The 26,678-nt window shown below is 61.4% G+C and carries 24 protein-coding genes; 13 read left to right on the top strand and 11 right to left on the bottom strand.

The window, feature by feature from the left end; all coding sequences use genetic code 11:
- Positions 1 to 3: 3 nt before the first annotated feature.
- On the bottom strand, positions 4 to 828 hold the full coding sequence (locus tag GEI7407_RS01740) for a class I SAM-dependent methyltransferase (RefSeq protein WP_015170408.1): 825 nt from the start codon (positions 826 to 828) through the stop codon (positions 4 to 6).
- Between the two features lie 283 nt (positions 829 to 1,111).
- Here GEI7407_RS01740 and GEI7407_RS19245 point away from each other — a divergent pair, with 283 nt between their 5' ends.
- Positions 1,112 to 7,771 carry a tetratricopeptide repeat protein gene (locus GEI7407_RS19245; RefSeq protein WP_190274165.1) on the top strand — a complete coding sequence of 2,220 codons (6,660 nt, stop codon included), beginning with the start codon at positions 1,112 to 1,114 and terminating at the stop codon, positions 7,769 to 7,771.
- Here GEI7407_RS19245 and GEI7407_RS01725 read toward each other — a convergent pair.
- The 3 genes from GEI7407_RS01725 to GEI7407_RS01715 are packed head-to-tail and all read right to left on the bottom strand — an operon-like array spanning position 7,731 to position 9,719.
- Entirely contained in the window at positions 7,731 to 8,195 is a 465-nt protein-coding gene (locus GEI7407_RS01725) for a CYTH domain-containing protein (RefSeq protein ID WP_015170406.1), read from the bottom strand. The two genes, GEI7407_RS19245 and GEI7407_RS01725, sit on opposite strands and share 41 nt — an antisense overlap.
- 9 nt (positions 8,196 to 8,204) lie before the next feature.
- Positions 8,205 to 9,212 (bottom strand): carbohydrate kinase, encoded by a 1,008-nt coding sequence (locus GEI7407_RS01720; protein ID WP_015170405.1) that lies wholly within the window; start codon positions 9,210 to 9,212, stop codon positions 8,205 to 8,207.
- A gap of 60 nt (positions 9,213 to 9,272) precedes the next feature.
- Positions 9,273 to 9,719 carry a DUF4168 domain-containing protein gene (locus tag GEI7407_RS01715; RefSeq protein WP_015170404.1) on the bottom strand — a complete coding sequence of 149 codons (447 nt, stop codon included), beginning with the start codon at positions 9,717 to 9,719 and terminating at the stop codon, positions 9,273 to 9,275.
- Positions 9,720 to 10,010: 291 nt separating this feature from the next.
- On the opposite strand from GEI7407_RS01715, the gene GEI7407_RS01710 reads away from it, so the two are divergent.
- The 4 genes from GEI7407_RS01710 to psaI all read left to right on the top strand — a co-directional run bounded on the left by GEI7407_RS01710 (position 10,011) and on the right by psaI (position 14,849).
- Positions 10,011 to 10,286 carry a response regulator transcription factor gene (locus GEI7407_RS01710; RefSeq protein ID WP_015170403.1) on the top strand — a complete coding sequence of 92 codons (276 nt, stop codon included), beginning with the start codon at positions 10,011 to 10,013 and terminating at the stop codon, positions 10,284 to 10,286.
- Between the two features lie 248 nt (positions 10,287 to 10,534).
- Positions 10,535 to 11,815, top strand: a complete 1,281-nt coding sequence (hisS, locus tag GEI7407_RS01705; RefSeq protein ID WP_015170402.1) for a histidine--tRNA ligase — start codon at positions 10,535 to 10,537, stop codon at positions 11,813 to 11,815.
- Between the two features lie 179 nt (positions 11,816 to 11,994).
- Positions 11,995 to 14,592: a hypothetical protein gene (locus GEI7407_RS01700; protein WP_015170401.1), complete on the top strand. Its 2,598-nt coding sequence runs from the start codon at positions 11,995 to 11,997 to the stop codon at positions 14,590 to 14,592.
- 140 nt (positions 14,593 to 14,732) lie between these two features.
- Positions 14,733 to 14,849: a photosystem I reaction center subunit VIII gene (psaI, locus tag GEI7407_RS01695; protein ID WP_015170400.1), complete on the top strand. Its 117-nt coding sequence runs from the start codon at positions 14,733 to 14,735 to the stop codon at positions 14,847 to 14,849.
- Between the two features lie 33 nt (positions 14,850 to 14,882).
- Here psaI and GEI7407_RS01690 read toward each other — a convergent pair whose 3' ends face one another.
- A complete protein-coding gene (locus tag GEI7407_RS01690; RefSeq protein ID WP_223294519.1) occupies positions 14,883 to 16,061 on the bottom strand; it encodes an RNA-guided endonuclease TnpB family protein in 1,179 nt (392 codons plus the stop codon).
- A gap of 114 nt (positions 16,062 to 16,175) precedes the next feature.
- On the opposite strand from GEI7407_RS01690, the gene tnpA reads away from it, so the two are divergent.
- Entirely contained in the window at positions 16,176 to 16,586 is a 411-nt protein-coding gene (gene tnpA / locus GEI7407_RS01685; RefSeq protein WP_015170399.1) for an IS200/IS605 family transposase, read from the top strand.
- Positions 16,587 to 16,801: 215 nt separating this feature from the next.
- Here the strand turns inward: tnpA and GEI7407_RS19830 are convergent, their stop codons facing one another.
- The 6 genes from GEI7407_RS19830 to GEI7407_RS01665 all read right to left on the bottom strand — a co-directional run bounded on the left by GEI7407_RS19830 (position 16,802) and on the right by GEI7407_RS01665 (position 19,476).
- Positions 16,802 to 16,921 carry a photosystem II reaction center protein J gene (locus tag GEI7407_RS19830; RefSeq protein WP_015170398.1) on the bottom strand — a complete coding sequence of 40 codons (120 nt, stop codon included), beginning with the start codon at positions 16,919 to 16,921 and terminating at the stop codon, positions 16,802 to 16,804.
- A gap of 102 nt (positions 16,922 to 17,023) precedes the next feature.
- Positions 17,024 to 17,146: a photosystem II reaction center protein L gene (locus GEI7407_RS01680; protein WP_015170397.1), complete on the bottom strand. Its 123-nt coding sequence runs from the start codon at positions 17,144 to 17,146 to the stop codon at positions 17,024 to 17,026.
- Between the two features lie 9 nt (positions 17,147 to 17,155).
- A complete protein-coding gene (gene psbF, locus GEI7407_RS19825) occupies positions 17,156 to 17,290 on the bottom strand; it encodes a cytochrome b559 subunit beta (RefSeq protein ID WP_015170396.1) in 135 nt (44 codons plus the stop codon).
- A gap of 24 nt (positions 17,291 to 17,314) precedes the next feature.
- Complete coding sequence (gene psbE / locus GEI7407_RS01675) at positions 17,315 to 17,563, bottom strand: cytochrome b559 subunit alpha (RefSeq protein ID WP_015170395.1); 249 nt, start codon at positions 17,561 to 17,563, stop codon at positions 17,315 to 17,317.
- Positions 17,564 to 18,041: 478 nt separating this feature from the next.
- Complete coding sequence (locus GEI7407_RS01670) at positions 18,042 to 19,058, bottom strand: photosynthesis system II assembly factor Ycf48 (RefSeq protein ID WP_015170394.1); 1,017 nt, start codon at positions 19,056 to 19,058, stop codon at positions 18,042 to 18,044.
- A gap of 82 nt (positions 19,059 to 19,140) precedes the next feature.
- The gene (locus GEI7407_RS01665; RefSeq protein WP_041268595.1) at positions 19,141 to 19,476 is read right to left on the bottom strand and encodes a rubredoxin; all 336 of its coding nucleotides are present in this window, start codon (positions 19,474 to 19,476) and stop codon (positions 19,141 to 19,143) included.
- Between the two features lie 519 nt (positions 19,477 to 19,995).
- Here GEI7407_RS01665 and ndhC point away from each other — a divergent pair.
- The 7 genes from ndhC to GEI7407_RS01630 all read left to right on the top strand — a co-directional run bounded on the left by ndhC (position 19,996) and on the right by GEI7407_RS01630 (position 26,637).
- The gene (gene ndhC, locus GEI7407_RS01660) at positions 19,996 to 20,358 is read left to right on the top strand and encodes a photosynthetic/respiratory NAD(P)H-quinone oxidoreductase subunit C (RefSeq protein ID WP_041268594.1); all 363 of its coding nucleotides are present in this window, start codon (positions 19,996 to 19,998) and stop codon (positions 20,356 to 20,358) included.
- On the top strand, positions 20,349 to 21,095 hold the full coding sequence (ndhK, locus tag GEI7407_RS01655) for a photosynthetic/respiratory NAD(P)H-quinone oxidoreductase subunit K (RefSeq protein ID WP_015170391.1): 747 nt from the start codon (positions 20,349 to 20,351) through the stop codon (positions 21,093 to 21,095). The genes ndhC and ndhK overlap by 10 nt, the downstream gene beginning before the upstream one ends.
- Positions 21,088 to 21,624, top strand: a complete 537-nt coding sequence (locus tag GEI7407_RS01650; protein WP_015170390.1) for an NAD(P)H-quinone oxidoreductase subunit J — start codon at positions 21,088 to 21,090, stop codon at positions 21,622 to 21,624. Before ndhK ends, GEI7407_RS01650 begins: the two co-directional genes overlap by 8 nt.
- A 165-nt stretch (positions 21,625 to 21,789) precedes the next feature.
- Positions 21,790 to 23,367 (top strand): glycosyltransferase family 4 protein, encoded by a 1,578-nt coding sequence (locus GEI7407_RS01645; protein WP_015170389.1) that lies wholly within the window; start codon positions 21,790 to 21,792, stop codon positions 23,365 to 23,367.
- A gap of 66 nt (positions 23,368 to 23,433) precedes the next feature.
- On the top strand, positions 23,434 to 24,399 hold the full coding sequence (locus GEI7407_RS01640; protein WP_015170388.1) for a glycosyltransferase family 2 protein: 966 nt from the start codon (positions 23,434 to 23,436) through the stop codon (positions 24,397 to 24,399).
- Positions 24,400 to 24,479: 80 nt separating this feature from the next.
- Positions 24,480 to 25,721: a glycosyltransferase family 4 protein gene (locus tag GEI7407_RS01635; protein WP_015170387.1), complete on the top strand. Its 1,242-nt coding sequence runs from the start codon at positions 24,480 to 24,482 to the stop codon at positions 25,719 to 25,721.
- A complete protein-coding gene (locus GEI7407_RS01630; protein ID WP_015170386.1) occupies positions 25,711 to 26,637 on the top strand; it encodes an NAD-dependent epimerase/dehydratase family protein in 927 nt (308 codons plus the stop codon). Before GEI7407_RS01635 ends, GEI7407_RS01630 begins: the two co-directional genes overlap by 11 nt.
- Positions 26,638 to 26,678: the final 41 nt, after the last annotated feature.

Here is a 26,678-nt window from a genome sequence, read left to right as displayed (position 1 = left end):
CCTCTACCAGAGCTTTTGCAAGATCATGATGCCGTTCCACCAGGTGGGATAGAGGTTGCGCGGCGTCGGCAGGTCAAACAGCAGCCGGTACTGGGTCTTGCGCATGTCCAAGAAGTCCAGGGTTGCCTGTCGCGCGGCCTGGAAGTTGGTGTCATCGACCATGATGATGCAGTCTTTGGCCAAGAAAGGCTCCGCGATCAGCAAGGACTTGAGCTGATTGTCATAGTCGTGGGCTCCGTCATACAAATAGAAGCCAATTTTGGTTTTCAAAAAGTCATCAAAGACCCGTTCATAGCCCGATTCAAAAAAGAAGTGATTCTGGGTTTTTAGGCCGAGAAATCGGCGGTAAAACGCGTCTCGAGAGCTGGCATTTTCGCTCGTAAACTCCGAAAAGTTGTCAACGCCAATGCAGAGCTTATCGGGATTGTTGAGTAGTCCCGAGAAAAAGGTGAAGCCGTGCCAAACGCCGATATTCAGGTAGCACTGATCGGGCCGGAGCTGAGAAACAATAGCGTTGATCATCGTGGCCACCGCAATGGTGGACATGCGCTGCATCGACAAAATCGGGAAAAACAGCCGCCGGTAGTAGCGCTCTGCGGCGCGATCGCCGATTTTGGTGTTGAGGAGCTCGAGCTGAAGGCTGGGAGGCAGCGTGGGAATGCCGCCCTCGATCTGCAAGTCTGAGGCTAAGAGTTCGTATTCTTCTGCCGGAAATTCAAAGTTGCTTTTGCCGTCAATATTGTTTTCGTAGTGAAAGCGAATCTGATTGACGATTGACGGAAACTGCTGTGCGGGGTCAAACGTACTGGTTTCTGAAGTGGTCAGCATTTTCTTAAATCTCGCTCCTAGTGCAGGTCAGGGGCTCCCCTAGCCTCCCCAAAAGCTCTCCCAATTCTTTTGATTTTTCAAGGAATCAGCAGCATTTCTTATTGGTGGGCAGACGGCGGAAAGTCATGGGCTCAGGGCAAGCCAGGGGCGCGGGACGCCTGCCCAGGATTCTAGCGGTCCCGGCTCAGCGAGGGGCCGCTTGATCCGCTGGCCCCTCCCCGCTGCTGAAACTGACAGAGACTGCATGCCAGAATGCTGGAGATTCTTGACCCGCGACTTCGCCATGGCCACGATTTCTGACGCGATCGCCCTTGCGCTCCAGCACCACCAAGCCGGCCGCTTTGACCAGGCTGAGCCGATTTATCGGCAGATTCTGGCCCAGCAGCCCCAAAATCTCGATGCGCTGCAGTTGCTGGGGGTGCTGGCCTACCAGACCGGGCGCGGCCAGGAGGCGATCGCCCTCTATCGGCAGGCCCTGGCCCTGAAGCCAAACTATGCCGAGGTCCACAGCAATCTGGGGGTGGCTCTGAAGGAGGCCGGGGACCTGGAGGGCGCGATCGCCCACTGTCAGCGGGCGGTGGCCCTGAAGCCCGACTACGCGGGCTCCTACAACAATCTGGGCAACGCGCTCCAGGCCCAGGGCCGCATTCCGGAGGCGATCGCGGCCTACCGGCGGGCGGTGGAGCTCCAGCCTGGGTTTTGGGAGGCCCTGGGCAATCTGGGCAATAACTTGCGCCAGCAGGGGCAGTGGTCCGAGGCGATGGCCTGCTACCAGCAGGCGCTCCAGGCGCAGCCGACGGCCCTCGATCCCTGGCTGAATCTGGGCGCGGCGTGGCGAGAAGGGGGAAATTGGGCCGAATCCATCCGGTGCTATGAGCGGGCGATCGCCCTTCATCCCCAAGCGGCCGAGGCCCACAGCGGCTTGGGAATCACCTACAAAGAGGCCGGTCAGCTCGAAGGGGCGATCGCGTGCTACGAGCGGGCGATCGCCCTCCAGCCCAGTTTTGCCGAGGCCCACAACAACCTGGGCAATGCTTTTCAGATTCAGGGGCGTCTCCAGGAGGCGATCGCCTGCTACCAGCAGGCCCTGACCCACCAGCCGCGCTACGTCCAGGCCCACAGCAACCTGGGCGTGGTCCTGCAAGAGGCGGGCCAAGTGGCAGCGGCGATCGCCCAGTATCGTCAGGCTCTGGCCCTCGACCCGGAGAGCGTGGACACCCACAACAATCTCAGTCTGGCCCTGCTGCTGACCGGCCAGCTCCGGGAGGGGTTTGCAGAGTACGAGTGGCGCTGGCGATCGAGTCAGTACGTGCCGCTCCGGGAGTTTCCCCAGCCCCTCTGGGACGGCTCCCCCCTGGCCGGACGCACCCTGCTGCTCCACGCCGAGCAGGGCTTCGGCGATACGCTCCAGTTCATTCGCTTTGCCATTCCCCTGGCCCAGCAGGGCCGGGTGGTGGTGGAGTGCCAGGGGCCCGTGCGGCGGCTGCTGGAGCGAATGCCCGCGATCGCCCAGGTGGTGACGCGGGGCGAAGCGCTGCCGGACTTTGAAGTTCATGCGCCGCTGCTGAGCCTGCCCTACCTGCTGGGCACCACCCTGGAGACGATTCCCCAGGCGGTGCCCTATCTCCAGGCTCCCGAGCCGCCGCTGCCCGACTGGGCCGAGTCTCTGGTCGCGCGCCCCGACTACAAAATCGGCCTGGTTTGGGCTGGCAGTCCCACCCACCGCAGCGATCGCACCCGATCGGCGGAGCTGGCGTTTTTTGAGCCGCTGCTGAGCCTGCCAGGGATCACCTGGGTGAGTTTGCAAAAGGGCGATCGCGCCCAGGACCTCCAGACCCTGGGCTGGAGCGATCGCCTGCTCGATCTGGGGCCGCAGTTTCAGGACTTTGGCGATACGGCGACGGCGATCGCTCACCTGGACCTGGTGATCACCGTGGACACGTCGGTGGCCCACCTGGCCGGCGCCCTGGGGAAGCCCGTGTGGGTGCTGCTGTCCTACAACCCCGACTGGCGCTGGCTCCTGGAGCGCTCCGACAGCCCCTGGTACCCGACGGCCCGGCTGTTTCGGCCCGCGGCCCCGCGCGACTGGCCCAGCGTCTTTGCCCAGGTGCGATCGGCCCTGGAGGCCCTCACCGCGCCCAAAGTCCTGCCAGCCGCCGTGGCCCAGACCTTTTCCCTCGCCTTTCGGGCCTATCAGGCGGGGCAGTGGGGCGAGGCCGAGGCCCAGTGCCGCCGCGTCACCGAGCAGTGCCCCGACCATGGGCCTGCCTGGCTGCTGTGGGGCGTGGTCGCCTACCAAACGCAGCAGTACGAGCAGGCGATCGCCCTCAATCAGCGCGTGATCGCCCTTAACCCTGCTGTCCCCGAGGCCCACAGCAACCTGGGGGCGGTGTTCTTGACCCAGGGCCGCCTAGAAGAAGCGGTGGCCTGCTACCAGCGGGCGATCGCCCTCAACCCCCAGTACGCCGACGCCTACAACAATCTCGGGGTGGCCCTGCGCCGCCAGAAAAAGCTGCCCGAGGCGATCGCCGCCCACCAGCGCTCTCTTGAACTTAATCCTCGCTCCGCCGAGGCCCAGAACAACCTCGGCGCGGCCCTCCAGGAGCAGGGCCAGTGGGCCGAGGCCCTGCCCTATCACGCCCAGGCGATCGCCCTCAATCCCCAGTACGCCGACGCCTACAGCGACTGGGGCAACGCTCAGCGAGAGCTGGGCCACCTACCCGAGGCAATCCAGCGCTACGAACAGGCGATCGCCCTCCAGCCCAGCCACGCCGACGCCCATCTGGGGCTAGCCACCAGTCTGCTGACGGCCGGGGACTATCGGCGGGGCTTTGCGGAGTACGAGTGGCGCTGGCAGCTGCTGCCCCAGGGTCCCGCGTTCCAGCAGCCTGCCTGGGCGGGCGAGCCGCTCCAGAATCGGCGCATTTTGCTGCTGGCCGAGCAGGGGCTGGGAGACACGATCCAGTTTGTTCGGTTTGCAGCCGAGGTGGCGGCCCGGGGCGGCCAGGTGATCTTGGTCTGCCAGCCCCCGCTGAAGGCGCTGCTCACCGGCGTCGCCGGGGTAGAAACCGTGGTGGCCCAGGGAGAGGCGCTGCCCCCGTTTGACACCTATTTACCCTTGCTGAGTCTGCCCTACCGCCTGGGCACGACCCTCGACGCCCTGTCCCCCGCGCCCTACCTCCAGCCCCCCGGCGATCGCCCCCACATTGCGGCCCAGATCGAGACCCCCATGAACGCCCCCAGCGACTACAAAATCGGCCTTGTCTGGGCGGGCAATCCCCACCATCGCCACGATCGCTACCGCTCCTGTCCGCCAGATCTGCTAGTGCAGGCCCTGGCTCGGCCCGGGGTCGCGCTCTTCAGCCTCCAGAAAGGCCCGGGGGCAGCGGCCCTGCCCGAGGGGGTGATCGACCTGGGGCCGCACCTGGCCGACATGGCCGACACGGCTGCGGCGATCGCCCACCTGGATCTGGTGATCACCGTGGATACCTCCGTGGCCCACCTGGCGGGCGCCCTCGGGAAACCGGTGTGGATTCTCCTGGCCCACAACCCCGACTGGCGCTGGCTGCGCGATCGCGACGATAGTCCCTGGTACGCTTCGGCGCGGTTGTTTCGGCAGCCGGCCTTTGGGGACTGGCCGGGGGCGGTGCAAAGGGTGCGAGGGGCGCTGGACGAAGCCTTGGCAAAGCGCCAGGCTCCCCAGGTCTTGGCCGGGACCGTGGAGGAGCTGGGGGCGATCGCCTGGCAGTATTGGCAGCGGGGCGACTTTGGGCTGGCGGAGCGGGTGTGCCGACAGGTGCTGGCCCAGCGCCCGGATGAGCCCCGGATTTTGGAGCTGCTGGGCACCCTGCGCTGTCAGCAAGGGGACGTGGTGGAGGGAGAAAGCCACCTGCGACGGGCGATCGCCCTCCAGCCGGATTTTGCAGCGGCCCACGGCAACCTGGCCAACGCCCTCAAGGAACAGGGGCGCCTAGAAGAAGCGATCGCCCACTACGCGCAGGCGGTCTCTCTCAAGCCGGACTACGCCGAGGCCTACGGCAACTGGGGGCTGGCGCTCCAGGCCCTCCAGCGCCTCGACGAGGCGATCGCCGTCGGTCAGCGGGCCGTCGAGCTCCAACCCCAGTTTGCTGAGGGCTGGGTGAGTCTGGGGGTGGCCTACCAGGCCCAGCAGGACTATTCCCAGGCGATCGCCCACTACGAGCGCGCTCTGGCCCTGGATCCTCAACACCTCCGCGCCCGCTACAACCTCGGCGTCATCGCCCAAGACCACGGGGACTTGGCCACGGCGATCGCCCACTATCGCCACACCGTCGCCCTCCAGCCCAGCTTTGCCGAGGGGCAATTTGCCATCGCCTTTGCGCTGCTGCTCCAGGGGGATTTGGTGGCGGGCTTTCGGGCCTACGAGTGGCGCTGGAAGCTGGCAGGCTGGCCGCCACGGGAGTTTGCGCAGCCGGAGTGGGACGGCAGCCCGCTCAGCGGCAAAACGATTTTGCTCCACGCAGAGCAGGGACTGGGCGACACGATCCAGTTTGTGCGCTTCGCCCGCCAGGTCAAAGCTCGGGGCGGCCGGGTCCTCTTGGAGTGTCCCCCCAGCCTCAAGCGGCTGCTGACGGGGGTGGCAGGGCTAGATGCGGTGCTGTCCGAGGGCGATCGCTGGCCGGACTTTGACCTGCACGCGCCGCTGCTGAGCCTGCCCCGGATGCTGGGTACTCGCCTGGAGACGATCCCGGCGGAGGTGCCCTACCTGCAAGCCGCCCCAGAGGACGGCCCCCGCCTGAGCGGAAGCGGCTACCGCGTGGGCATCGTGTGGGGCGGCAGCGACATTCACCGCCGCAACCGCCAGCGCTCCTGCCCGCTGCGAGAGTTTCAGGCGCTGTTCGAGCTGGCGGGCACCACCTGGTACAGCCTCCAAAAAGGCCCCCAAACCCAGGACTTGCAGGTGCTGGGGGACGCGCGGATCGAAAACGTGGGCGATCGCTGCCAGGACATGGCCGACACCGCCGCCGCGATCGCCCAGCTGGATCTGGTGATCACCGTGGACACCTCCGTGGCTCACCTGGCGGGCGCCCTGGGCAAGCCGGTCTGGATTTTGCTGTCCTACGCGGCGGACTGGCGCTGGCTGCTGGAGCGGACCGACTGCCCCTGGTACCCCACGGCGCGTCTGTTTCGCCAGCCCAGTCCGGGGGACTGGGCGAGCGTCTTCCGGCAGGTGCACCAGGCCCTCAGCGACCAGATCCCGTCTGGTCAACCGGCAGCTCAACCAGCAGCGACGGCGGGCACCATGGCCCTGGCCCTGCACCAGTACCGAACCGGCCAGCTGGACCAGGCCGCCCAGATTTGCCACCAGATCTGCGATCAGGCCCCCAGCAGCGAAGCCCTGCACCTCCTGGGCCTGATCGCTCAGCAGCAAAATCGCCTGCCCGAAGCGCTCCAGTTCTATCAGCAGGGCCTGACCCTGGAGCCGGACAATCCCCGCCTGCACAACAACTTTGGCAATGTGCTGCGGGAGCTGGGCCAGATGCCAGCGGCGGTCCAGCACTACCAGCGGGCGATCGCCCTGGATCCCCGCTACGGCGAGGCCTACTGCAATCTCGGCTCCGTGCTCCACGCCCAGGAGCAGTTTGCCGCGGCGGTGACCCAGTATCGCCAGGCGCTCCAGCACAAGCCCAGCCTGCTGGAGGCCCACTACAACCTCGGCGCGGCCCTCCAGAAGCTCAATCAGTTTGATGCGGCCCTCGAATGCTATCAGCGGGCGATCGCCCTCCAGCCAGACGCGCCCCAGCCCTACCAAAACCTCGGCACCGCCCTCCAGGAACTCGGCCGCTACGAGGAGGCGATCGCGGCCTACCAGCAGGCGATCGCCCTGGACCCGGCCTTGGCCGACGCTTTTTATAATTTGGGCAATGGGCAGATGGAGCAGGGCAAGCTCCAGGAGGCGATCGCGGCGTTCGATCGCGCCCTCATCCTGCGGCCCGACTACGCCGACGCCCACTTTGGCAAAGCCCTCGCCCTCTTTTTGGGCGGCGACTTGGCAGCGGGCTTTGCAGAGTACGAGTGGCGCTGGCAGCGCTGGGTCGAGGAAGGCCAGCCGCCCACGGCCTTTGCCCAGCCCCGCTGGGACGGCCAAGACCTCCAGGGCAAAACCATCCTGCTGCACTCAGAGCAGGGGTTCGGCGACGCGATTCAGTTCATTCGCTACGCGCCCCTGGTCAAGGCCCTGGGCGGCCGCGTCATCGCAGGCTGCAAGCCGCCGCTCCGGCGCCTGTTCGCCACCGTGCCCGGCGTAGACCAGGTGCTCACCGAGGGCGATCGCGTGCCGTCCTTTGACCTGTACTGTCCCTTGCTCAGCCTGCCGCGAGTCCTGGGCACCACCCTGGCGACGATTCCGGCCCAGGTGCCCTACGTGGCGGCGCCGCCGCCCCCGGTCGAGCTGCCTATCAGTGGGGCCTACCGAGTGGGGATCGTGTGGGCCGGCAGCCCCACCCACCGCAAGGACCGCAGCCGATCCTGCCCGCTGGAGGAGTTTCTGCCGCTTTTCGAGCTGCCGGGCACCGAGTGGTACAGCCTGCAAAAGGGCGATCGCGCGGCCGATCTGGCAGGATTTCGCCATCAGGTGACCGATTTGGGCCAATATTGCCAAGATTTCGCTGATACGGCAGCCCTGATCGCGCAGCTGGACCTGGTGATCAGCGTGGATACGTCGGTGGCGCACCTGGCGGGCGCTCTGGGCAAGCCGGTGTGGGTGCTGCTGGCCACCAATCCGGACTGGCGCTGGCTCCTGGAGCGCGCCGACTCGCCCTGGTACCCGACCGCGCGGCTGTTTCGCCAGCGCCGCTGGGGAGCGTGGCGGCCCGTGTTTGCCCAGGTGGCCCAGGCCCTGGGATCGCAGCTTGCCGGGGGCGCTACCAGCGGCAGTAGGGCATCGAGACCAAATTCGCGTTGAAGTAGCGCGGGTCGTGGGAGACTTCTTCGCCGATCCACTCCGGCAAAGTCAGGGGATGGTCTTCGGTGACGAGCTCCACTTCGGCCACGATCAGCCCCGCATTCTCGCCGCCGAATTCGTCAATTTCCCACACCACGCCATCGAGGACGACTTTGTGGCGCACCTTTTCGATCAGGGGCCGCAGGCACAGACGCTGAAGCATTTCTTCGGCTTCGGCCACCGGAATCGGATACTCGTACTCCAGGCGAATCACGCCCTGGGTCGGCCCTTTGACCGTGAGATAGCCGCGATCGCCCACCCGGCGCACCCGCACCGTGGCGCCCACGTCGCAGGACAGGTAGCCCTGGCAGTAAGGAACCCCGACGGCGATCGCCCGCCAGGCGTCGTTTTTGACCAAAAATTTGCGCTCGATTTCCTTGGGCATGGGGATGGTTTAGCTGGCGACCAGGTTGGCGTGCAGGTACAGGAAAGCTTCCACCTCTTGGGCGGTCGGCTGGGCGGCGATCGCCCCGGCCCGTGTGGTCGTCAGGGCACCGGCGGCGCTGGCGTAGGCCACCACCTGGCGCGCCTGGGCCGGATCGCTCAAAAATTGCAGGCCGTGCTGACAAACCTGGTGCAGGAAGCCCGCCACAAAGCTGTCGCCCGCGCCGGTGGTGTCCTCCGACTCGACTGGAAACACCGGGAACGTCCCTTCGTTGTCGCCCAGGCAGTAGGCGCAGCCGTGTTCGCCCGCCGTGACCAGCACGCCTTCGAGGTCGCCCAGCCGGTGGTCGATCGCCCCCGGATCGGTGGTGTCAAACAGCCAGGTCGCCTCTTCTTCGGAGAGCTTGAGGAAGTCCACCCGCTTGAGCAGTGCCTGGATACGGCCGATCGCCACCGCCGGGTCGGGCCAGAACATGGGCCGCCAGTTCACGTCCAGCAGCACTTTCACATAGTGGCGCTCCGCCAAGCTCAGGGCGCGCTCGATGGCCTCGGCACTCTGGGGGTAGGCCAGCTCCAGGGTCCCTAGCACCAGGAAATCCGCGTTTTCGAAAGCGGCCTCGGACAGGCGATCCGCTTGCAGGTAGGCGTCCGCAAAAAGGTCAGGGCGCTGGGCTTCGGGAGTCGCGCGATCGCTAAAGCCCGCAAAGCTGCGATCGCCCCGTTCGGAGCGCACCACGTACACCGATCGCGTGGGGGCGCTGGGGTAGCGCTGCACGCCGCTGCTGTCGACCCCCACTTCCTGGAGCAGCTGGACCAGGGCATTGCCCGCCGCATCCTCGCCCACACAGCCAATGAATCCCGCCGAGGTCCCGAGCTTGACCAAGCCGCAGGCGACATTGGCGGGCGCTCCGCCGGGATAGGGCGTCCAAGATTCTACGGCCTCCAGCGATCGCCCCGGCTGATTCGCCAAATTGTCAAACAAAATTTCGCCCAGACACAAAACCCGAGGGTGACTCACAGCAACTCTCCTCGCTAACGGTTGTCAGACGCATCCAACCAATACCCTAGCGCCTCTGGGTTAATTGATCGCTTCTTGAAGTTGCGTTGCGATGCGCTCCCCAAAGTCCGGGTCCACTTTGGCCAGCTCCAGCAGCTGCAAGTACTCCTGGGGCGTCAGATCGGCGCTCCGAATCGTGGCCATGGCTTCGGTGTGGATGGCCTGGGCCAAGCGCTGATATTCCACCTCGGTTTCGGCGCTCTGCAGCTCGCCTTCGCGGGCCTCCACCAGGCTGACCACCGCCAGATAGGCCCGCACAAACTGGCTGACCTTCTCTGAGGGGATGTCCCCAGAGCTGAGGGTGCCGTTGTGGGGGGCGCTGGCGGTGGGTTCGGGCGCAGGGGCGGGGGCCAGGGTCTGGGCAGTTGCCGGGGCCAGGGGGCTGAGCCAAAGGGCGATCGCCAAGCCAGCGGCCCACATCCAGCTGCCAAAACCCTTGAGCACGGCTCGAATCGCTTGAATATCCATAAACTTGCAAACTTGATGGCGGGTGAGGGCTGATATTGCGGGTCTGGGCAAAGGGTCTGGTTTGCCGCCATGAACGAGGCGGGCGATCGCCCAGACGCCGCTTGGTGTCCAAATTAGCCGATCTGCAGCCCGATGCGCTGACAGGTCACGGGGCAAGCTCGCTTCTGGGCTGGCTCACCCCGCTCCCCAGCCCGAGCCAGCGACAGATCGGCGCAAGGCAAGAGGTTTTGAGAAAGAAGCCCTTAAGATAAAGAATATGGATGGGTAGATATACAGAGGTATGGAAGTACTATGGCGGGGGGCGAGACTCAAGCCTACGGTCCGCTATCAGAGCGGGAATTGCAGATCGTTGAGCTAGTGGCCAACGGTCTGACCAATCAGGAAATTGCTGAGGCGCTGGAGATTAGCAAGCGCACCGTGGATAACCACATCAGCAACATTTTGACCAAGACGAGCACCGACAACCGGGTGGCGCTGGTGCGCTGGGCGCTGCAGTGGGGCAAGGTTTGCCTGAACGATGTGAACTGCTGCGTGCTGCCATCGCCAGAGGACGAAACCATCGCATAGGGATAAAAAGTCCCCTGGGCCGTTTGCTGTTGGTCAGGGTGTCTCAAGCCACGTTGCCCCAAAAGCGCGATCGCCGCCAGCAGTCAGGCTGAAGCGGCTATTTTTGAGCGGGCGATCGCCCCGGAGGTTCAGCGGAGGGAGCCGATTTTCGGTAGGATAGTAGCCGCTTTGGCGCTGGCGAGGGGCACTTCCAGATCGAGGGAGTCGGGCTCAGCGTCGTTAACGGACAGGACGACAACGAAACCGGGATGAGTTCGATTCAAGCACTACGGGGCACGCGCGATATCCTCCCCGAGGAGGTTGGCTATTGGCAGTGGGTCGAGGCGACGGCCCGTGACATACTGGGTCGAGCGGCCTATCAGGAAATTCGGACGCCCATTTTTGAGCAGACCTCGCTGTTTGAACGCGGCATTGGCGAGGCCACCGATGTGGTGGGCAAGGAAATGTACACCTTTAGCGATCGCGGCGATCGCTCGATTACGCTGCGGCCCGAGGGCACGGCGGGGGTTGTGCGCTCCTACATCGAGCACAGCCTCCACGCCCAGGGAGGCGTGCAGCGCCTATGGTACACCGGGCCGATGTTTCGCTACGAGCGGCCCCAGGCAGGGCGACAGCGCCAGTTTCATCAGCTCGGGGTCGAGGTGCTGGGCAGCCGGGATCCCCGCGCCGACGCCGAGGTGATCGCGATCGCCACGGCGATCCTGCAAGCCCTCGGCCTCAAGAATCTTCGCCTCGCCCTCAACTCCGTCGGCAGCCGAGCCGACCGCCAGGCCTACCGAGGCGCCCTGGTGGACTACCTGACGCCCTACAAGGACGAGCTGGACCCCGATTCCCAAGATCGCCTCACTCGCAATCCGCTGCGCATCCTCGACAGCAAGGATCCGCGCACCCAGGCGATCGCCCAGGACGCCCCCAGCATTCTCGACCACCTCAGCGAGGACTCCCAGCGCCACTTCGACCGGGTGCAGCAGAGCCTGACGGATTTGGGCATCGACTTCTGGCTCAATTCGCGTCTGGTGCGCGGCCTGGACTACTACACCCACACGGCCTTCGAAATTCAGTCGGACGATCTGGGTGCCCAGGCGACGGTGTGCGGCGGCGGCCGCTACGATGGGCTGGTTTCGGAGCTGGGCGGCCCCGAGACGGCGGCGGTGGGCTGGGCCATCGGCCTGGAGCGCCTCACTCTGCTGCTCCAGCAAATTCACGCCCAGCCCAAGGCGGCTCTGGACTTTTATGTGGTGTCGCGGGGCGATCGCGCTGAGCCTGCGGCTCTCACCCTGGCGCACCAGCTGCGTCAGGCCCAGTTTAAGGTGGATCTCGACCTCAGCGGCAGCGCCTTTGGCAAACAGTTCAAGCGGGCCGATCGCAGCGGGGCGGTGGCCTGCCTGATTTTGGGGGATGCAGAAGCAGACGCCGGGACGGTCCAGGTCAAGTGGCTGGGCAGCGGCGAACAAGAAGCCGTCGCCCAAGGCGATCTTCTGGCCCAGGCGGAGGCCTGGCATCAGCGCCTGGCTGCGGCCCGCGCCTAGACCCTCGTGCTGCGGCTCCGGACGGGCGATCGCCACAACTTCCCAAGCGCCTGAGGCGTTTGGAGGGGTCAATATGCGCAAAAATTGCTGTACAACCAGAAATAGCGTCGGACCAGAGATCGGGGGGCCACTGCCTTGCCTGGGCGTCTGGTAGCAGCGCTAGGCGCGAGGAGGGGCACATGGAGTACTGGGAATTTTTGCTACAGCAAGAGGGCGATCGCTCCTGGCTGCCGCTGGAGTCTCCGACCGTTGAGATTTTGGAAGGCCGCTACCGGGTCGTCGCTCGCAGCAATCGCAGCAACACCAACGTCGAGGTGCGGCTCATCCACAAGGCGACCCACGAGTTTCCGCCCAAGCGCCGCGTCCAGAAGCGCCAAAATCGCACCAATCCCGACGGCCTGATGGTGGTCATTCCCTTTACCAGCCTGAAGCCGGGTCTCTGGGAGGTGCGCTGCTCTGGGGACCTGATGTCCGATTTGATGGGTGATAGCTGGGTCTACAGCATCCAGCTTCAGGTGCTGTCGCGCGATCGCCTGACCGGCGAGGACGATGACTTTGACTGGCAGCCCCCCGCCCCAGACGCAGCCGAGCCGCCTGTCCTCGATCGTTCTGAGGCCCTGCCTGAAACGCAACCGGCGATCGCCTTTGACGAGCCCCTGGGCGATGTCTCAGCCGACTCGCCCGAAACAGCCCCCCTGGCCGCCGACCTCCCGGCCAACTTCTCAGAACCCGATTCTCTATCTGATTTCCTAGCCGACTCGCCCGAGGATCCGCTGGCCGCCGGGTCGCCCAGCGAGGACATCTTCGCGGACTCCGCCGCGCCCGAAGCCTTCGAAGACGCAGAGGCCCCGGATTCCGAGGTTCAGGACGACTTCGAGGCAGATCCGCTGCTGGCCGAAGCAGCGCCCACCAGCACCGCCGCCAGCTCCGAAGGACAAGAGGAGCCTTTGCCCTCGCTGGAGCGACTGCGGCAGATCGCCGACGAAATCTCCCAGCAGGCCATCGACGAGCTGCTGGATGCCTGGGACCTCCAGCCCACCGCCGCCAAGGCCGTAGAGTCCTTTGTTGAAGAGATTCCGGCTGATTCAATTTTCCAGCTGGTCCTAGCGCAGGAAGCCTACATTGCGCACTGGGGCGAGAGTATCACCATCGCGGGGCAGGTGGTCGTCCAGGACGATCAGACCCCTCGCAGCGCCCTGACAGACGCCACGCTGAAAATTACGCTCTCTGACCCGCAAAACCAGCAGGCTCTGGTCACGCTGCAACCGGCGCTGCCAGCCCAGGCTTTTCCCATTTCCTTTAGCTGTGGGGTCGAGATTCCGGCCGACTGTGAAACTCGGCTGCTTTTGGGCAATATCACGCTCTACGACGGCTCGACGGTGGTCACGACCCAAGCCTTCACGATTACGGCGGCGGTGGACGAGCTGCTGGAGGCGATCGCCCAGACCGACGAAGACATTGATGAAGAAGACCTGATCGACCTGCCCCTAGAATCGAGCGATCGCCCGCCCAGTCCGCCCCCGGCTCCCCGGCCCAAAATGCGGCTGGAGTTCTTGGAGTTGGTCTCTACGCGCCAGGCCATCCCGCCGCTGCGAGTGCGGCCTGCTGGCACGCGGGGCATGCCGCCAGAGATTCGCCCGCGTCCGGAGGCAGCGGAGGCGGCCGCTCCCGACGCTACGGCCACCGATGCCGCCCGCCCCGAGGCTCCTGCCAGCCCTGAGGTTCGCTCTGCTCGTGGCCCCCAGCTCCCGCAGATTCCTCGGCCCCAGCCCCAGCAGCCACCGGCGATCGCCGATGTCCCAGACCTCGACGACTCTCCAGAGAGCGAGGCAGACTGGATCCGCGAGGAGCCCGACCTCGTCGAGACTGCCGCAGAAGTCGAGACCAGCGAGGACGACGACCCCCTGGAAGCGATCGACACCGACGAGTCTCTAATCTCGCCCATCACCGACACCGAGCCCCCCAGCGACGAGAGCCCACTGCTTCCCGAGCCACCGGCCCCGGGCCCTTCGCCCTTCCGGTCTCTGACAGCGCGCCAGTTTTGGAGCAAGCTCTACGCGATCGCCGAAGACGACAACCTCCGGGATTGGCTGCAAGAGAGCTACGCTCCCCCAGAGCCAGAGCCAGAGCCCGAAACAACCCCCGAACCAGAGCTCCCGGCTTCCGAAGCCCCAGTTTTCGAAGCAGCGCCTACTCCCGTCGAGCCTGGGGAAGATGGCCTAGCACCCGATGCTGAGCCCACCGCCGCGATCGCCCCAGAGCTGACCCCCATCCCCCCTCAGGCGGCTCCTCAAGCCGATCGCTATCGGGAAGTCGTCGTCGAAGATGACCCCAACCCGGCTCCCTCTCGGCGGCCCCAGCCAGCGAGCGAGCCCGATCGCCAGCCTGCAGCAGATCTTGACGATCTGCCGCCTATCCCGGCCCCGGAGCTGCTGGTACCCGCTGGCGAGCTGACCGCAGGACGCCCCGTCACCATTCAGGCCAAGCTTCCCCAGGCGCCTACGCGCCTCTACGTGAAGCTCTGGGCTACCGATCGCCAAACGCGATCGCTCCTCGATGGCCCACGCTGGCTGATCGATTGGACTCCCGACGGCCTCGGCAACCTGCTGGGCAGCACCCAGCTCACCATCCCCTTTGGCTGTCTCGAGCTTCAGATTGAGGCGATCGCCGTTGACGTCCAGACCCAGCGCGAAAGCCGCAAAACCATCATCGATCGCATGGTCATTCCCCCTGACCTGCCCAATATGCCCTTCGAGGACTTTGACACGCGACTCTAACTTGGCCCCAGACGCAAAGCCACTGCGCAATCTTTCGTCATCTCATTTTGTTAAAAATCTTGAGAATAGCGCCGTCCCGCCCCTCGATTCGCAGTACAGTTTCCCTTGGATTCGTGTCGTTTTAGATGGAAACTTTAAGTATGGCAGCTTCCTTTTTGCCCTCTATTCTCGTTCCTCTAGTTGGCCTGGTTTTCCCCGCTGTTGCCATGGCCTTCCTGTTTCTGTACATCGAGCGCGAAGACGCAGCTGGCATCTAAGCAAGCGCTTACCATTCCTGCTGTGACATACTCCTACACCGATACTGACGCATACGGTGTCGGCTTCTCAGTGACCCCTGGCAACCCATCGGGCGTTTCCTGAGCTTTATTGACGGAATGCCCTACCGCCAAAGACTTGATATTGATCGCTGCATTGTGGTCACGGTCAATCGTCAACCCACACTCAGGACAGGTATGCAGCCTGTCCTGAAGTGTTTTAGGTACCTTGACTCCGCAGCCAGAGCAGTTCTGAGACGTACCTCTAGGATTCACTGCAACCGTAAGCAATCCAGCTCTTTCAGCCTTGACTGCCAAGATTTGCAGGAACTGGCCCCAGCCAGCATCCTGGGTCGATTTTGCGAGTCGCGTTCTCGCAATGCCTCGAATATTCAGCTTTTCATGAGCGACATGCTTCCCCTGGGATAAAAGCTTGTTTGCAACCTTGCAGTGAAAGTCTTTGCGCTGATTCGCAACCTTCAGGTGTGCCTTAGAAACTCGTCTAATTGCTTTCTTTCGGCGATTGGACCCCTTCTTTTTTCTCGATAAACTCCGCTGCAACCGCTTCAGGCGCTTCTCTGCTTGGCGGTAGTGCTGGGGGATGGGTTCTTCCTGTCCTGAGTCGTCTACCAAAAACGACTTCAATCCCAGATCAATCCCAGTCGTGTTCTCAGTATTGGGGATGTCGGGAGTGAGAACGGGGATTGATGAATCCTCTAGGCTGAGAGTCACATACCAGCCATCAACTTTGTAGCTGACGGTGGCGGTCTTGATCTTGAACCCTTCCGGTAAGGGACGGTGTTGGATCAGTTTCACCCAGCCCATCTTGGGCAGGTTGATCTGCTTGCCCTGGATGCAGTCCTGTTTGATCTGCGGGAAGGTGAAAGAGCGATAGCGGCCTGCTCCTTTGAATCGAGGTCTACCGCTTCGCTTAGCGTTGCAGTCTCCTTTGAGCCAGCGGTCAAAGGTCTTCTTCACCCGGCCAATGCAGTCTTGCAGAACTTGAGAGTGAATCTGCTGGTACTCCGGGAATAAAGTCTTGGAGTTCACCAAGTCTCGTTTTTGGGAGTAGAAGTCAGGATTCTCTCGCAGTTCTGGCAGGTGACAGATTAGGGGACAGGCGTTGATGTCACAGCGGTTTTGCTCGTACCAAGAGAACCGCTCACCAAGACGATAGTTGTACTGTCTGCGCAGCAACTCTAGCCATTCGCTCATCAAGGCGATTTGACGGGAGGTTGGACGCAATCGTTACTGGTAGGCGGTTCTCACTTAAAGATTTTAATTGGTGATAGCTTTTCATTGTACACCAATTAAAAGAGTATTAGCTGCATGAAAAACGATTTCTTCTCTAGAGGACGCTCTGTGTCGGACTTAAAAGCTCATTTGGTTTTGACAACCAAGTATCGAAAAAAGCTTTTCACCAAGGAGATGTTGGAGCGGCTGCATGAAATCTTTGAGGATCTTCTAGAGCGCTGGGACTGTCGAGTGATTGAGTTTAATGGGGAAGAAAATCACGTTCATTTGTTGTTTCAGTACCATCCCAGCTTGGAGCTGAGTAAGCTGGTAAACAATCTGAAAACGGTAACCAGTCGGAGGTTGCGCTCTGAGTTTGAGGAGCGGGTCTCTGAGTTTTACACCAAGGATGCGTTGTGGAATGGCTCCTATTTCATTGCGTCCGGTGGAGGCGTCACGGTCTCGACTCTTAAGCGGTACATTGAGGAACAAGACTCTCCGACCTGAAGCGAAAGAGATGGTTTATGGCGGTGCTGGTCGCCTCTCGCGTCAAACATAGTTCACCGACCGCCCCGCCATAAACGCGCCTTCATCTCACGCCAAATCAGAGATTATGGACGTGAGGCTTCTGGCTGAACTAGCTAAATACTAAGAAGCCGCCTACATTGCTGTACGCGGCTTCTTTAGCTTTAAAGTCGTTATCCAATGAATGCAAGGGTCAACTACAGAGAAGAACCCAGGCCTGCATAGGCACCATAGAAAAACAGACCCACTACAGTAATCACGCCAAGACCGGCAACTGTAGCCACGATCCACAAAGGAATACGTCCACTGCTGAGCATTCCGTCTAACCTCCTAAGTGAGTTGCTCTCTTCAAAGAGCCTCAAGCCAATCTAAATCAAACTGCGAATCTGAGAAACAGTAAAGCTGGGTAATCTTTCAGCTTAGTTGAAGAAGTAGCTGGAAAACAGGATGCCCAGCACAAACACCAGCAGCAGACCCAGGTACAGAGAAGTCCGGTTTAGCTCAACTGGCTGCTTGTTGGGGTTAGTAACTCTTTCTGGCATGGTGATCTCCTATCGCTGAATAAATTGCATTGAAGCGATCGCACCCAAGAAGAAAACCGTAGGCACTGCCAGCGCATGGACCGACAGCCAGCGAACGGTGAAAATTGGGTAAGAAATGGGTTGGTTCGGATTATTGCTCGTCATGATCCCAATATGAATTAAAAGGGTCTATTTACCAATGAATTCTTCGACTTGCTGCTTCGCACCAAAGCGATCCATCACGATGGGCAGTTCTTGACGCTGCTGGGTGAAATACTCGTCTGGACGAGGCGTGCCAAAGGCATCATAGGCCAGGCCAGTGCTCACAAACAGCCAACCAGCAATGAACAGAGCAGGAATGGTAATGCTATGAATCACCCAGTAACGAATACTGGTGACGATGTCAGAAAATGGGCGCTCGCCGGTAGATCCAGCCATGCAGATTCCTCCTTCAACAACACGTTAGACGTATATCTATCATAGTGAAATTCCCCTGACGCTGAATCGAGGATCGCAGCGCGAGCTTCTGAAACATAAGCTCGTTTTTGCAGGGGTCTCGTACTTTGAGCTTTACATCGGAAGATATGCTTCGAGGCCTATGGTGAGGCTCCACATACCAGTTTCACGTTTCCCAAAGATCGGGACACCGATGGGCGTTACCAAGCTAATTTTTGCACTCTTGGCGATTCGTCGCCAACCCTACTTAGAGCTTGAGTGTTGGTCAAAGGTGTTTGACGATTTAGCGTCTCACCACCCCGGCTTTCCTCCCCCACTCGCCTTTTGGTGTAGTGGGGGTTTTCCACCAAATTAGCCAAGAGATCCCTGAATGACTCACAAGAAAGAGAGTGGATTTTCTCTCTGGGTCTATAGGCTTGACCACAGGAGAGAGGCTCCTTTCAAGGATCTCGAAATTGTCTTAGGCTGCCTGGGAATTGCCCTCGTATTTGAGTAGCGTTCCCCGCTGGCCTAACACAAACCCTTTGTCACCATCAAAGAAGACAACCCGATAGAAATTCGAGGGAATATCTTCGACAGAGCGATCTTTCTCCCAAGTCTTGCCGCCATCGACGCTGCGCAACAGGTTAGCGCTGCCGCCGGTCACCCACAGCTCATCCGGGGTCCGATAGGCCAGGTCGAGCAGGCCCCAGCTGGTCGAGAATTCTGGGTTGACGGGCTCATCCCAAGCTTCGTAGTCGCCCTGGGTAAACTGCAGTTCGCCACCGCGAGCGATCAGCCACAGGTTGCCGTCGGCGGTAAAGCCCATGTTTTGGAGGCGGCGAGAAGAGTTGCGGTTGTGCTGAACCCAGCGATCGGCGCCTGGCTCCCAGGTGGAGTAGAAGTTACCCCGAGCGGAGACAGTGACGTACTTGCCGTCGGAGGAGCGAGAAATATTTCGGAAGACGCCGACCGCTTCTTGGACGAGGGCTTTCCAGTTTTTGCCGCCGTCTTGGGTGCGGTAGATGGCGCCCACGTTGGTGGTGAGCTCAGCGCTGTTGGGGCCGAGGGCGGTGATCACCTGGGGCGCACCAGGCAGCTTTTCGCTCAGGGGCACCTGAGACCAAGACTTTCCTTCGTCTGTTGTGTGCAGCAGCAAAGAGGGCTGACCCACAACCCAGCCTTCTTTGCCAGCGAAGCTGACGGAGGTGAGGCTGTATTTTGCTTCGTCGAGGTCCAAAACTTTGGCATCCCAGGTTGTGCCGCCGTCCTGGGTTTCCAAGAGGGTGGAGCGGCTACCGACTAGCCAGCCGTGCTGAGAGTTGCTCTCTGCAAAGGCAATGTCTAGCAGGGTAATGTCTTCTACCTCCAAAGGCAGGCTGACGGAGCGCCAGGGGCTGCTTTCTAGGGAGGGCAGGTAGCCAGCGCAGCCTGCGCACAGCAGGACTACGGCCACGAGGGCGAAAAGTTTTTGCAGGTGCTTGAAGGCGAGTCGCATGCTGATTTGGGTGGGAGAAGGATGGGCTAAGTGGGGTGGAAGTTGGAACAGAGAGGGTTGGAAATAAGGCGATGATTGAGCCTTACTGCAAGCCGTAGAGACTCATAAACAGAAGAAAGGCGATCGCCAATCCCCCGAAGATGAGAAGGTTTTTCTGTCCCGGCGTTAGGGTATTGACGCCTAGTCCATAACCAAGATTCTCCTTGAAACCAGACGGTGATCCAGCTGGACCAATATTTTCGAACTGCGCAGGTCGAGCACTGCACACGGGACACCGCCAGGTTGCTGGCAGCTCTGCGAAAAGGGTTCCGGGCGCAATTTGAGCGCGATCGTCGCCTTTGGTGGGCTCGTAGGTGTAGCCGCAGGCGCGACACTCATAACGATCTAGCGCTGGAGAATCAGGGGTTTCTGTCGTCATCGCCAACTCGCTGTCAACCAGCTCAATAGAAAAATTATTAGCGATCCTTAAAATATCCATTAAGGATTATGACATAACTCGGTACGCTTCTTGAGCGATCGCCGCTGACCCCGGCCACAGACTCATGAATAGCAACCTCTGAAATGCGCTTAGCTAAAGGGTTAGGGGGCGATCGCAAGTGTGAAGGTACGCATCAGGAAGCTCTGCAATCTTGGGGAGGCGGTTCTGAGGGCCGGCAGAAGGAGAAGCGCATCTCTGGGGGGCGATCGCCCCTGGGAAACTCCCCATGGTCTCAGCCAAAACCCCTTTGACGCCTGGGCTTGGCCCGCCCTTCCCGAAAATCCATCTAGCGTTTTCCACCAAATTCTTAGAAACGCGCGACGGCCAAGTATCAACAGGCCTATGGAGGTTGCCAATGGGTGGCCTAGGAAGAATTCACTGCCACGCGTGTCAGGAAGGATGTCAAAATGTGAAAGAGAATTAACGAATGTCCCCTCGCTAAAACGGTGGTCGGATACTGTGTTTTCGCTTAGCGGTTACGAATATTTCTTGGGTTTTCTGCTCCTGTGCAGTCTAATTCCCCTTCTGGCACTCACCGCTTCGAAGCTCGTTCGTCCCAGTCGTCGGGGTCCTGAGCGGCGGACAACCTACGAGTCGGGCATGGAGCCCATCGGCGGTGCATGGATTCAGTTCAACATCCGCTACTACATGTTTGCGCTGGTGTTTGTCATCTTCGATGTTGAGACTGTTTTTCTGTACCCGTGGGCCGTCGCCTTTCATCGACTGGGTCTACTCGCCTTCATCGAAGCGCTGATCTTTATTGCGATTCTGATTGTCGGACTTGTTTACGCTTGGAGGAAAGGAGCACTGGAATGGTCATGAACTCCAACCCTGCGGATTTGAATTGGGAAGCGCAACAGAAGGAGCGAATTCTCAACCCCATCGGATCACCCGAGGTGACCCAAGAGCTGTCCGAAAACGTTATCCTGACGACCGTTGACGATTTGTACAACTGGGCTCGCTTGTCGAGCTTGTGGCCTCTGCTGTACGGGACGGCTTGCTGCTTCATTGAGTTTGCGGCCCTGATCGGCTCGCGCTTCGACTTTGACCGGTTTGGTCTGGTGCCGCGATCGAGCCCCCGTCAAGCTGACCTGATCATCACGGCAGGCACCGTCACGATGAAGATGGCCCCTGCCCTGGTGCGGCTGTACGAGCAGATGCCGGAGCCCAAGTACGTCATTGCGATGGGTGCCTGCACGATTACGGGCGGGATGTTCAGCACCGACTCTCCCACCGCAGTGCGCGGGGTCGACAAGCTGATTCCGGTGGATGTTTACATTCCTGGGTGCCCCCCTCGCCCCGAGGCGATTATTGACGCCATCATCAAGCTGCGCAAGAAGGTGTCCAATGAATCGCTGCAAGAGCGCGGCAAGCTCCAGCAGGTTCACCGCTACTACAGCACCACCCACAACATGAAGCAGGTGGAGCCGATTTTGACGGGTCAGTATATGCAGTCAGCGACTCGCCAGGCGCCTCCGCGGGAGTTGATGGAGTCGATTGGTATGCCGGTGCCCCCCGCACTGAAGGAGTCTCGCAAGGAGGAGGTCGATCGTGGCTGAAGAAGCAAACCAGGTCCCTGCTGAAGGGCAGCCCGAACAAGCGCCGATTATTGAGGCGGGCAAGGTTGCGAAGTGGCTCAACAGCAATGGATTTGAGACGGAGTCTCTGGGGCCAGATCACTCGGGTGTAGAGATGATTCGGGTGGAGCGAGAGGTGCTGGTGCCGATCGGGACGGCCCTCTACGCCTACGGCTTCAACTATCTCCAGTGCCAAGGGGCCTACGATATGGGCCCGGGTCGGGAGTTGGTGAGCTTTTATCATTTGGTGAAGCTCAGCGACAATGCCGATCGGCCGGAGGAAGTGCGCCTGAAGGTGTTCCTCAATCGGGAAGAGCCGACGCTGCCGTCGGTGTACTGGATCTGGAAGGCGGCGGACTGGCAAGAGCGGGAGTGCTACGACATGTACGGGATCGTCTATGAGGGCCATCCCAACTTGAAGCGAATCCTGATGCCGGAGGACTGGGTGGGCTATCCGCTCCGCAAGGATTACATCTCGCCGGATTTCTACGAGTTGCAGGACGCCTACTAGGGCAGGCTTTAGATTCTGGAGGTTCCAAGCACCTCGAAAGCACCAAAGGCAGCGCGATCGCGCTGCCTTTGGTGCGTATTTGGGAATAAACGAGCTGCCACAATGGAGATTGCCCCTGTGGGTCAAAGGCGCGATCGCCTGTTGTTGTGAACTGTCAGCACCGTTATGAATGCTTTGAATACCGCTGTTTCGACCAATTCGCCGACCCCTTCCCCTCGCCCGTATTTGCCCGGCGTGAATGTGGCGGGCTACGTTAGCAGCGAGTTTGGTCTGGGAGAAGCGGTCCGCACAACGATTCGGGCGATCGAGGCGGTCGAGATCCCGGTGGCGATCAACAATTTCGAATTTAATCCCCACCGCAAGCAGGACGCGACGTATCGCGATCGCTTTTCCAGCGACAATCCCTACCCGGTCAACATCATCCAGGTGAATGTGGACGCGGTGGATGTGCTGCTAAAGCAGGTCGACCCCAGTTATTTCCAGAACCGCTACAACATCGGCATTTGGGTGTGGGAGCTGCCGGAGTTTCCGGAGCACTGGCGGCCGCTATTTGGGATTTTTCACGAGATTTGGGTGCCGAGCCACTACGCGCTGGAGGCGATCGCCGCCGTCTCGCCCATTCCTGTGATGCGCCTGCCCCACAGCATTCAGCTTGCCACCCCCCAGGCCACCCGCGCTGATCTCGAGATTCCCGCAGAAACCTTTGTGTTTCTGTTCATGTTTGACTTTTGCAGCGTCTACGAGCGCAAAAACCCGGAAGCGGTGATCCAGGCCTTCCATCAAGCGTTTGGGGATGCCCCCGAGAATGTGCAGCTGATTATCAAAAGCTCCAACGGCGAGCACTATCCCCAGGAGCGGCAGCGGCTCCAGGAGGCCGCCCAGGGCTGCGCGGGCATTCGCTTCATCGATGGCTACCTGCTGCGCGACCAGCTCGACGGCCTGCTCTACCACTGCGACTGCTACGTTTCCCTCCACCGCTCCGAAGGGTTTGGGCTGACGATGGCGGAGGCGATGTTTTACGGCAAACCGGTGATTGCCACGGCCCACTCGGCCAACACCGAGTACATGAATGTGGGCAATAGCCTGCTGGTCCCCTACGAGTTGCAGACGCTGACCGAGGACTACGGCCCCTATCGCGCGGGCAACCGCTGGGCCGAGCCGGATGTGGCAGAGGCGGCCCGCTGGATGCGCTGGGTCTACGAAGAGCGCGATCGCGCTCAGGCCCTGGGCGATCGCGCAGCCCAAGACATCCGCCAGCAGCTCAGCCCCCAAGCCGTCGGCCAGATTGTTCAGCAGCGGCTTCAGGCAATTCAGCACTTCACCGGCCAGTTCAGCAGCCTCACCCCGACGGCCTTTTTGCACACCCAGGTAACCCACGCCCGGATGCGCTACATGGACCTGCAGGTCCAGATGAGCGGCGCCCACCAAGATTTGCTGCGCCTCCAGGCCGAAAAACGCGACCTCGAGGCCCTGGTCCAGCACCATCAGCGCGACGCGGCGTCTTACCAGCAGGGCTACGAAGAGTATCGCCAAGCCTACGAAAAAGCAGCCCAAGATAGCGCCGAGTATCGCAAGGCCTACGAGGAATATCGCCAGGCCTACCAAGAAACCGCAGCCCGCTGCGAAGAGCAGCGCCAGCAGACAATTCAGGCAGAGCAAGCACTTCATGCGCTACAGCTTCCGCAAGCCCGTAGTCCCCTCCAAAAAATCCGGGACCGGCTACGCAGGCTCAGGAAGCAGTAGACAGCACGATCTAGTCCCGCGAAACCGCTACAATCGAGCACGCAGCGTCCTACCGAAGAGGTTGTTTTGAAAGCCACCGTCTTGATTCCGACCAAAAATCCGGGTGCCCTATTTCGCAAGGTGATGGAGGCTGTTTTGAGTCAGGAGACACCTTGGCCCTACGAGGTCTTGGTGATCGACTCTGGGTCAACGGACGGCACCGTGGACTATTGCCGGTCCCTGGGGGAGCAGGTGCGCGTGCACACCATTGCGCCTCAGGAATTTGGCCACGGTCGAACCCGCAATTTGGGGATTTCTATGGCCAAGGGCGAGTTCGTGGCGCTGATTACCCACGATGCGCTGCCAGCGAGCTCTGCCTGGCTGCGAAATTTGGTCGGAGCAGCGGATCAGGCGCCGGACGTAGCGGGAGCCTTTGGGCGTCATTTGCCCTATCCGGGCTGCAATCCTTTTGTGGCGAGAGATTTGCAGCTTCATTTTGATCATTTCTTGACTTGGCCGCTGGTGGCGCGCCTAGAAGATCGCGATCGCTATCAGCGGGAGGCGGGCTACCGGCAGGTCCTGCACTTTTTCTCAGACAACAATGCCTGTGTGCGGCGCAGCGTCTGGGAAAAGTACCCTTATCCCGATGTGGACTTTGCGGAGGACCAGATCTGGGCCAAGCAAATCATCGAGGCGGGCTATGGCAAGGCCTACGCCGATGATGCGGCGGTCTACCACTCCCACAACTACTCGATCGTGGAGTACGGGCGGCGCTCCTTTGATGAGTCGAAGGCGCTGCGATCGCTCTTTGGCTATCAGCTGTGTCCCAGCTTTGTTCACTTGGTCGGCCACTTTGTGCGCAGTACGCTGGCGGACTGGCGCTACGCCAAGCAGACGCGGCTGTTTCGCCAGGCCCCCGCTTGGCCCCTGCGATCGCCCTTTTTGAATCTGGCGCGGCAGCTCGGCTACTACCTGGGGGAGCGGGCCGATCGGCTCCCGCGGCGGCTCGTCGCGACAATTTCCCTCGATCAGTCGCTGAAGCGGCGGGCTTAGAGCGTATTGTTTTGTTGGATGTCTCCGCTGGGGGACTCAGGAGTTAGGGAAAGGGGCGATCGCCGCCAAAGGCACCACTTGTGATCATTATCAAGGTCCGCAAAAAACTAGGGTTACTGAAGTTCTACTGGCGCAAGCTCGGCACCCGCGGCCTCTTGCGTCACCTCTATTTCCGGTATCTCAAAAAGTCCATCACCGATCTTTCGACCCAAAATCTGGGCAAGATTGACGTCGTTTCGTTCTACGACTTTGTCCGCCACCAGCCCTTCGGCGAGCCCCTCGATCGCGATCGCTGCGATCGCAAGTCCGTGAACTGGGTCATCCCCGACTTTGGCATCGGCTCCGGTGGCCACATCAATATTTTTCGTCTGGTCGAAAACCTCGAGCGCCAGGGCTACACCTGCCACATCACCATCGTCGGCCCCTGTCAGTTCGCCTCCGGCGAGGCCGCCCGCGACTCCATCCGCAAGCACTTTAGCCCTGTGCAGGCGAGCGTTGGCATCGGCGAAGCCTCCCTCCAGCCTGCCTGGATCACCGTGGCCACGAGCTGGATCACGGCCCACACCGTCCGCAACTTCCGCGGTACGGCCCTGCGGTGCTATTTCGTCCAGGACTTTGAGCCTTTTTTCTACGCCCACGGCAGCGACTATCTGTGGGCTGAGCAAACCTACCGGTTCAACTTCTTTGGCATCACGGCTGGCCAGTGGCTCGCGGACAAGCTGGCCCGAGAATATGGCATGCGCACGGCGGCCATGGGCTTTTCCTTCGATCGCGACCTCTATCGGCCCTATCCACGCCGCGACCCCCACACACGCACGGTCTTCTTTTATGCGCGGCCGGTGACGCCGCGCCGCGCCTTCGAGCTGGGGCTGTTGGTGCTGGCGGAGGTGGCCAAGCAGCTGCCGGACACCCAGTTTATTTTGGCGGGCTGGGACACCTCCAATTACGTTTTGCCCTTCCAGCACTCTAGCCCCGGGGTTTTGGCTCTCAAGGATCTGCCGGAGCTCTACAGCCAGTGCGATGCGGCGCTGGTCCTGTCCTTTACCAACCTGTCGCTGCTGCCTCTGGAGCTGATGGCCAGCGGCTGCCCGGTGGTGAGCAATCGCGGTCCCAATGTGGAATGGCTGGTCACCGAAGACGTGGCGGTGCTGGCCGAGCCGACGGTGGAGGCCCTGAGCGAGGCGCTGGTGGCGCTGCTGCTGGACGAGCCGCGCCGCAAACAGCTGATCGAGCGGGGCCTAGACTACGCCCAGCAAACCAGCTGGGAAGCGGAATCTGATAAAGTTGCGAAGATCTTTGACCGCCTCAGCCATGAACTCTAAGGGATCGTTGGTGTTGGGAGCCTCGGGGTTTCTGGGCTCCCATCTGTGTGAAGCGCTGAGTGCTGCGGGGCAGCCGGTGCGGGCCTTTGGGCGATCGCAAGTTCCCCTGGTGCTGGGCTCTGGGAAAGTCGAGTGGGCGATCGGGGACTTTTGCGATCGCGCGGCCCTCGAGGAAGCGGTCACGGGCTGCGACACGATCTACCACCTGATCAGCACGACGGTACCGGAGTCCTCGAACCGCGACCCCATCTACGATCTGCGCTCCAATGTCGAGAGCACCCTGCAGCTATTGGCGATCGCCCAAGAGGCTGGCGTCCGCAAGATCGTGTTTGTCTCCTCCGGGGGCACCGTCTACGGCATTCCGCGATCGCTCCCCCTCCACGAGGACGCCCCCACCCAGCCCATCTGCGCCTACGGCATCAGCAAGCTGGCCATCGAAAAGTACCTGCACATGTACGCCGCCGTTCACCACATCGACTACTGCGTGCTGCGGGTCTCCAACCTGTTTGGCGAGCGCCAGCCCCTAGAAAAGCGCCAGGGCGTGGTCGGCATCTTTTTGGCCAAGGCCCTGCGGGGCGAAACCATCGAGATCTGGGGCGATGGCGAGGTGGTGCGGGACTACGTCTACGTGCAGGACGTCGCCGCCGCCCTGGTCAAAGCTGGCCAGTACAGCGGCCCCGAGACGCTTTTCAACATTGGCAGCGGCCAAGGCTACAGCCTCAACCAGGTGCTCGACTCCCTGGAGGCGGTGCTCAAGGCCCCGATCGCCCGCATTTACAAGCCTGGGCGGCCCATCGATGTCCCGATCAATGTTTTGGATATCTCCCGGGCGCGGCAGGTGCTGGGGTGGCAGCCCGAGACCGCCTGGCCCGAGGCCCTGAAAAAAACCTACGCCTGGATGCGACAGCAGATCTAGCGATCGCCCATTCCAGGGCACAATGGCTTGAGTGATTTCCC

It is taken from the genome of Geitlerinema sp. PCC 7407 (assembly GCF_000317045.1).
Classification (GTDB): domain Bacteria; phylum Cyanobacteriota; class Cyanobacteriia; order PCC-7407; family PCC-7407; genus PCC-7407.
The sequence above is the reverse complement of the archived record's forward strand: the minus strand, read 5'-3'. Positions and strand labels throughout refer to the sequence as shown.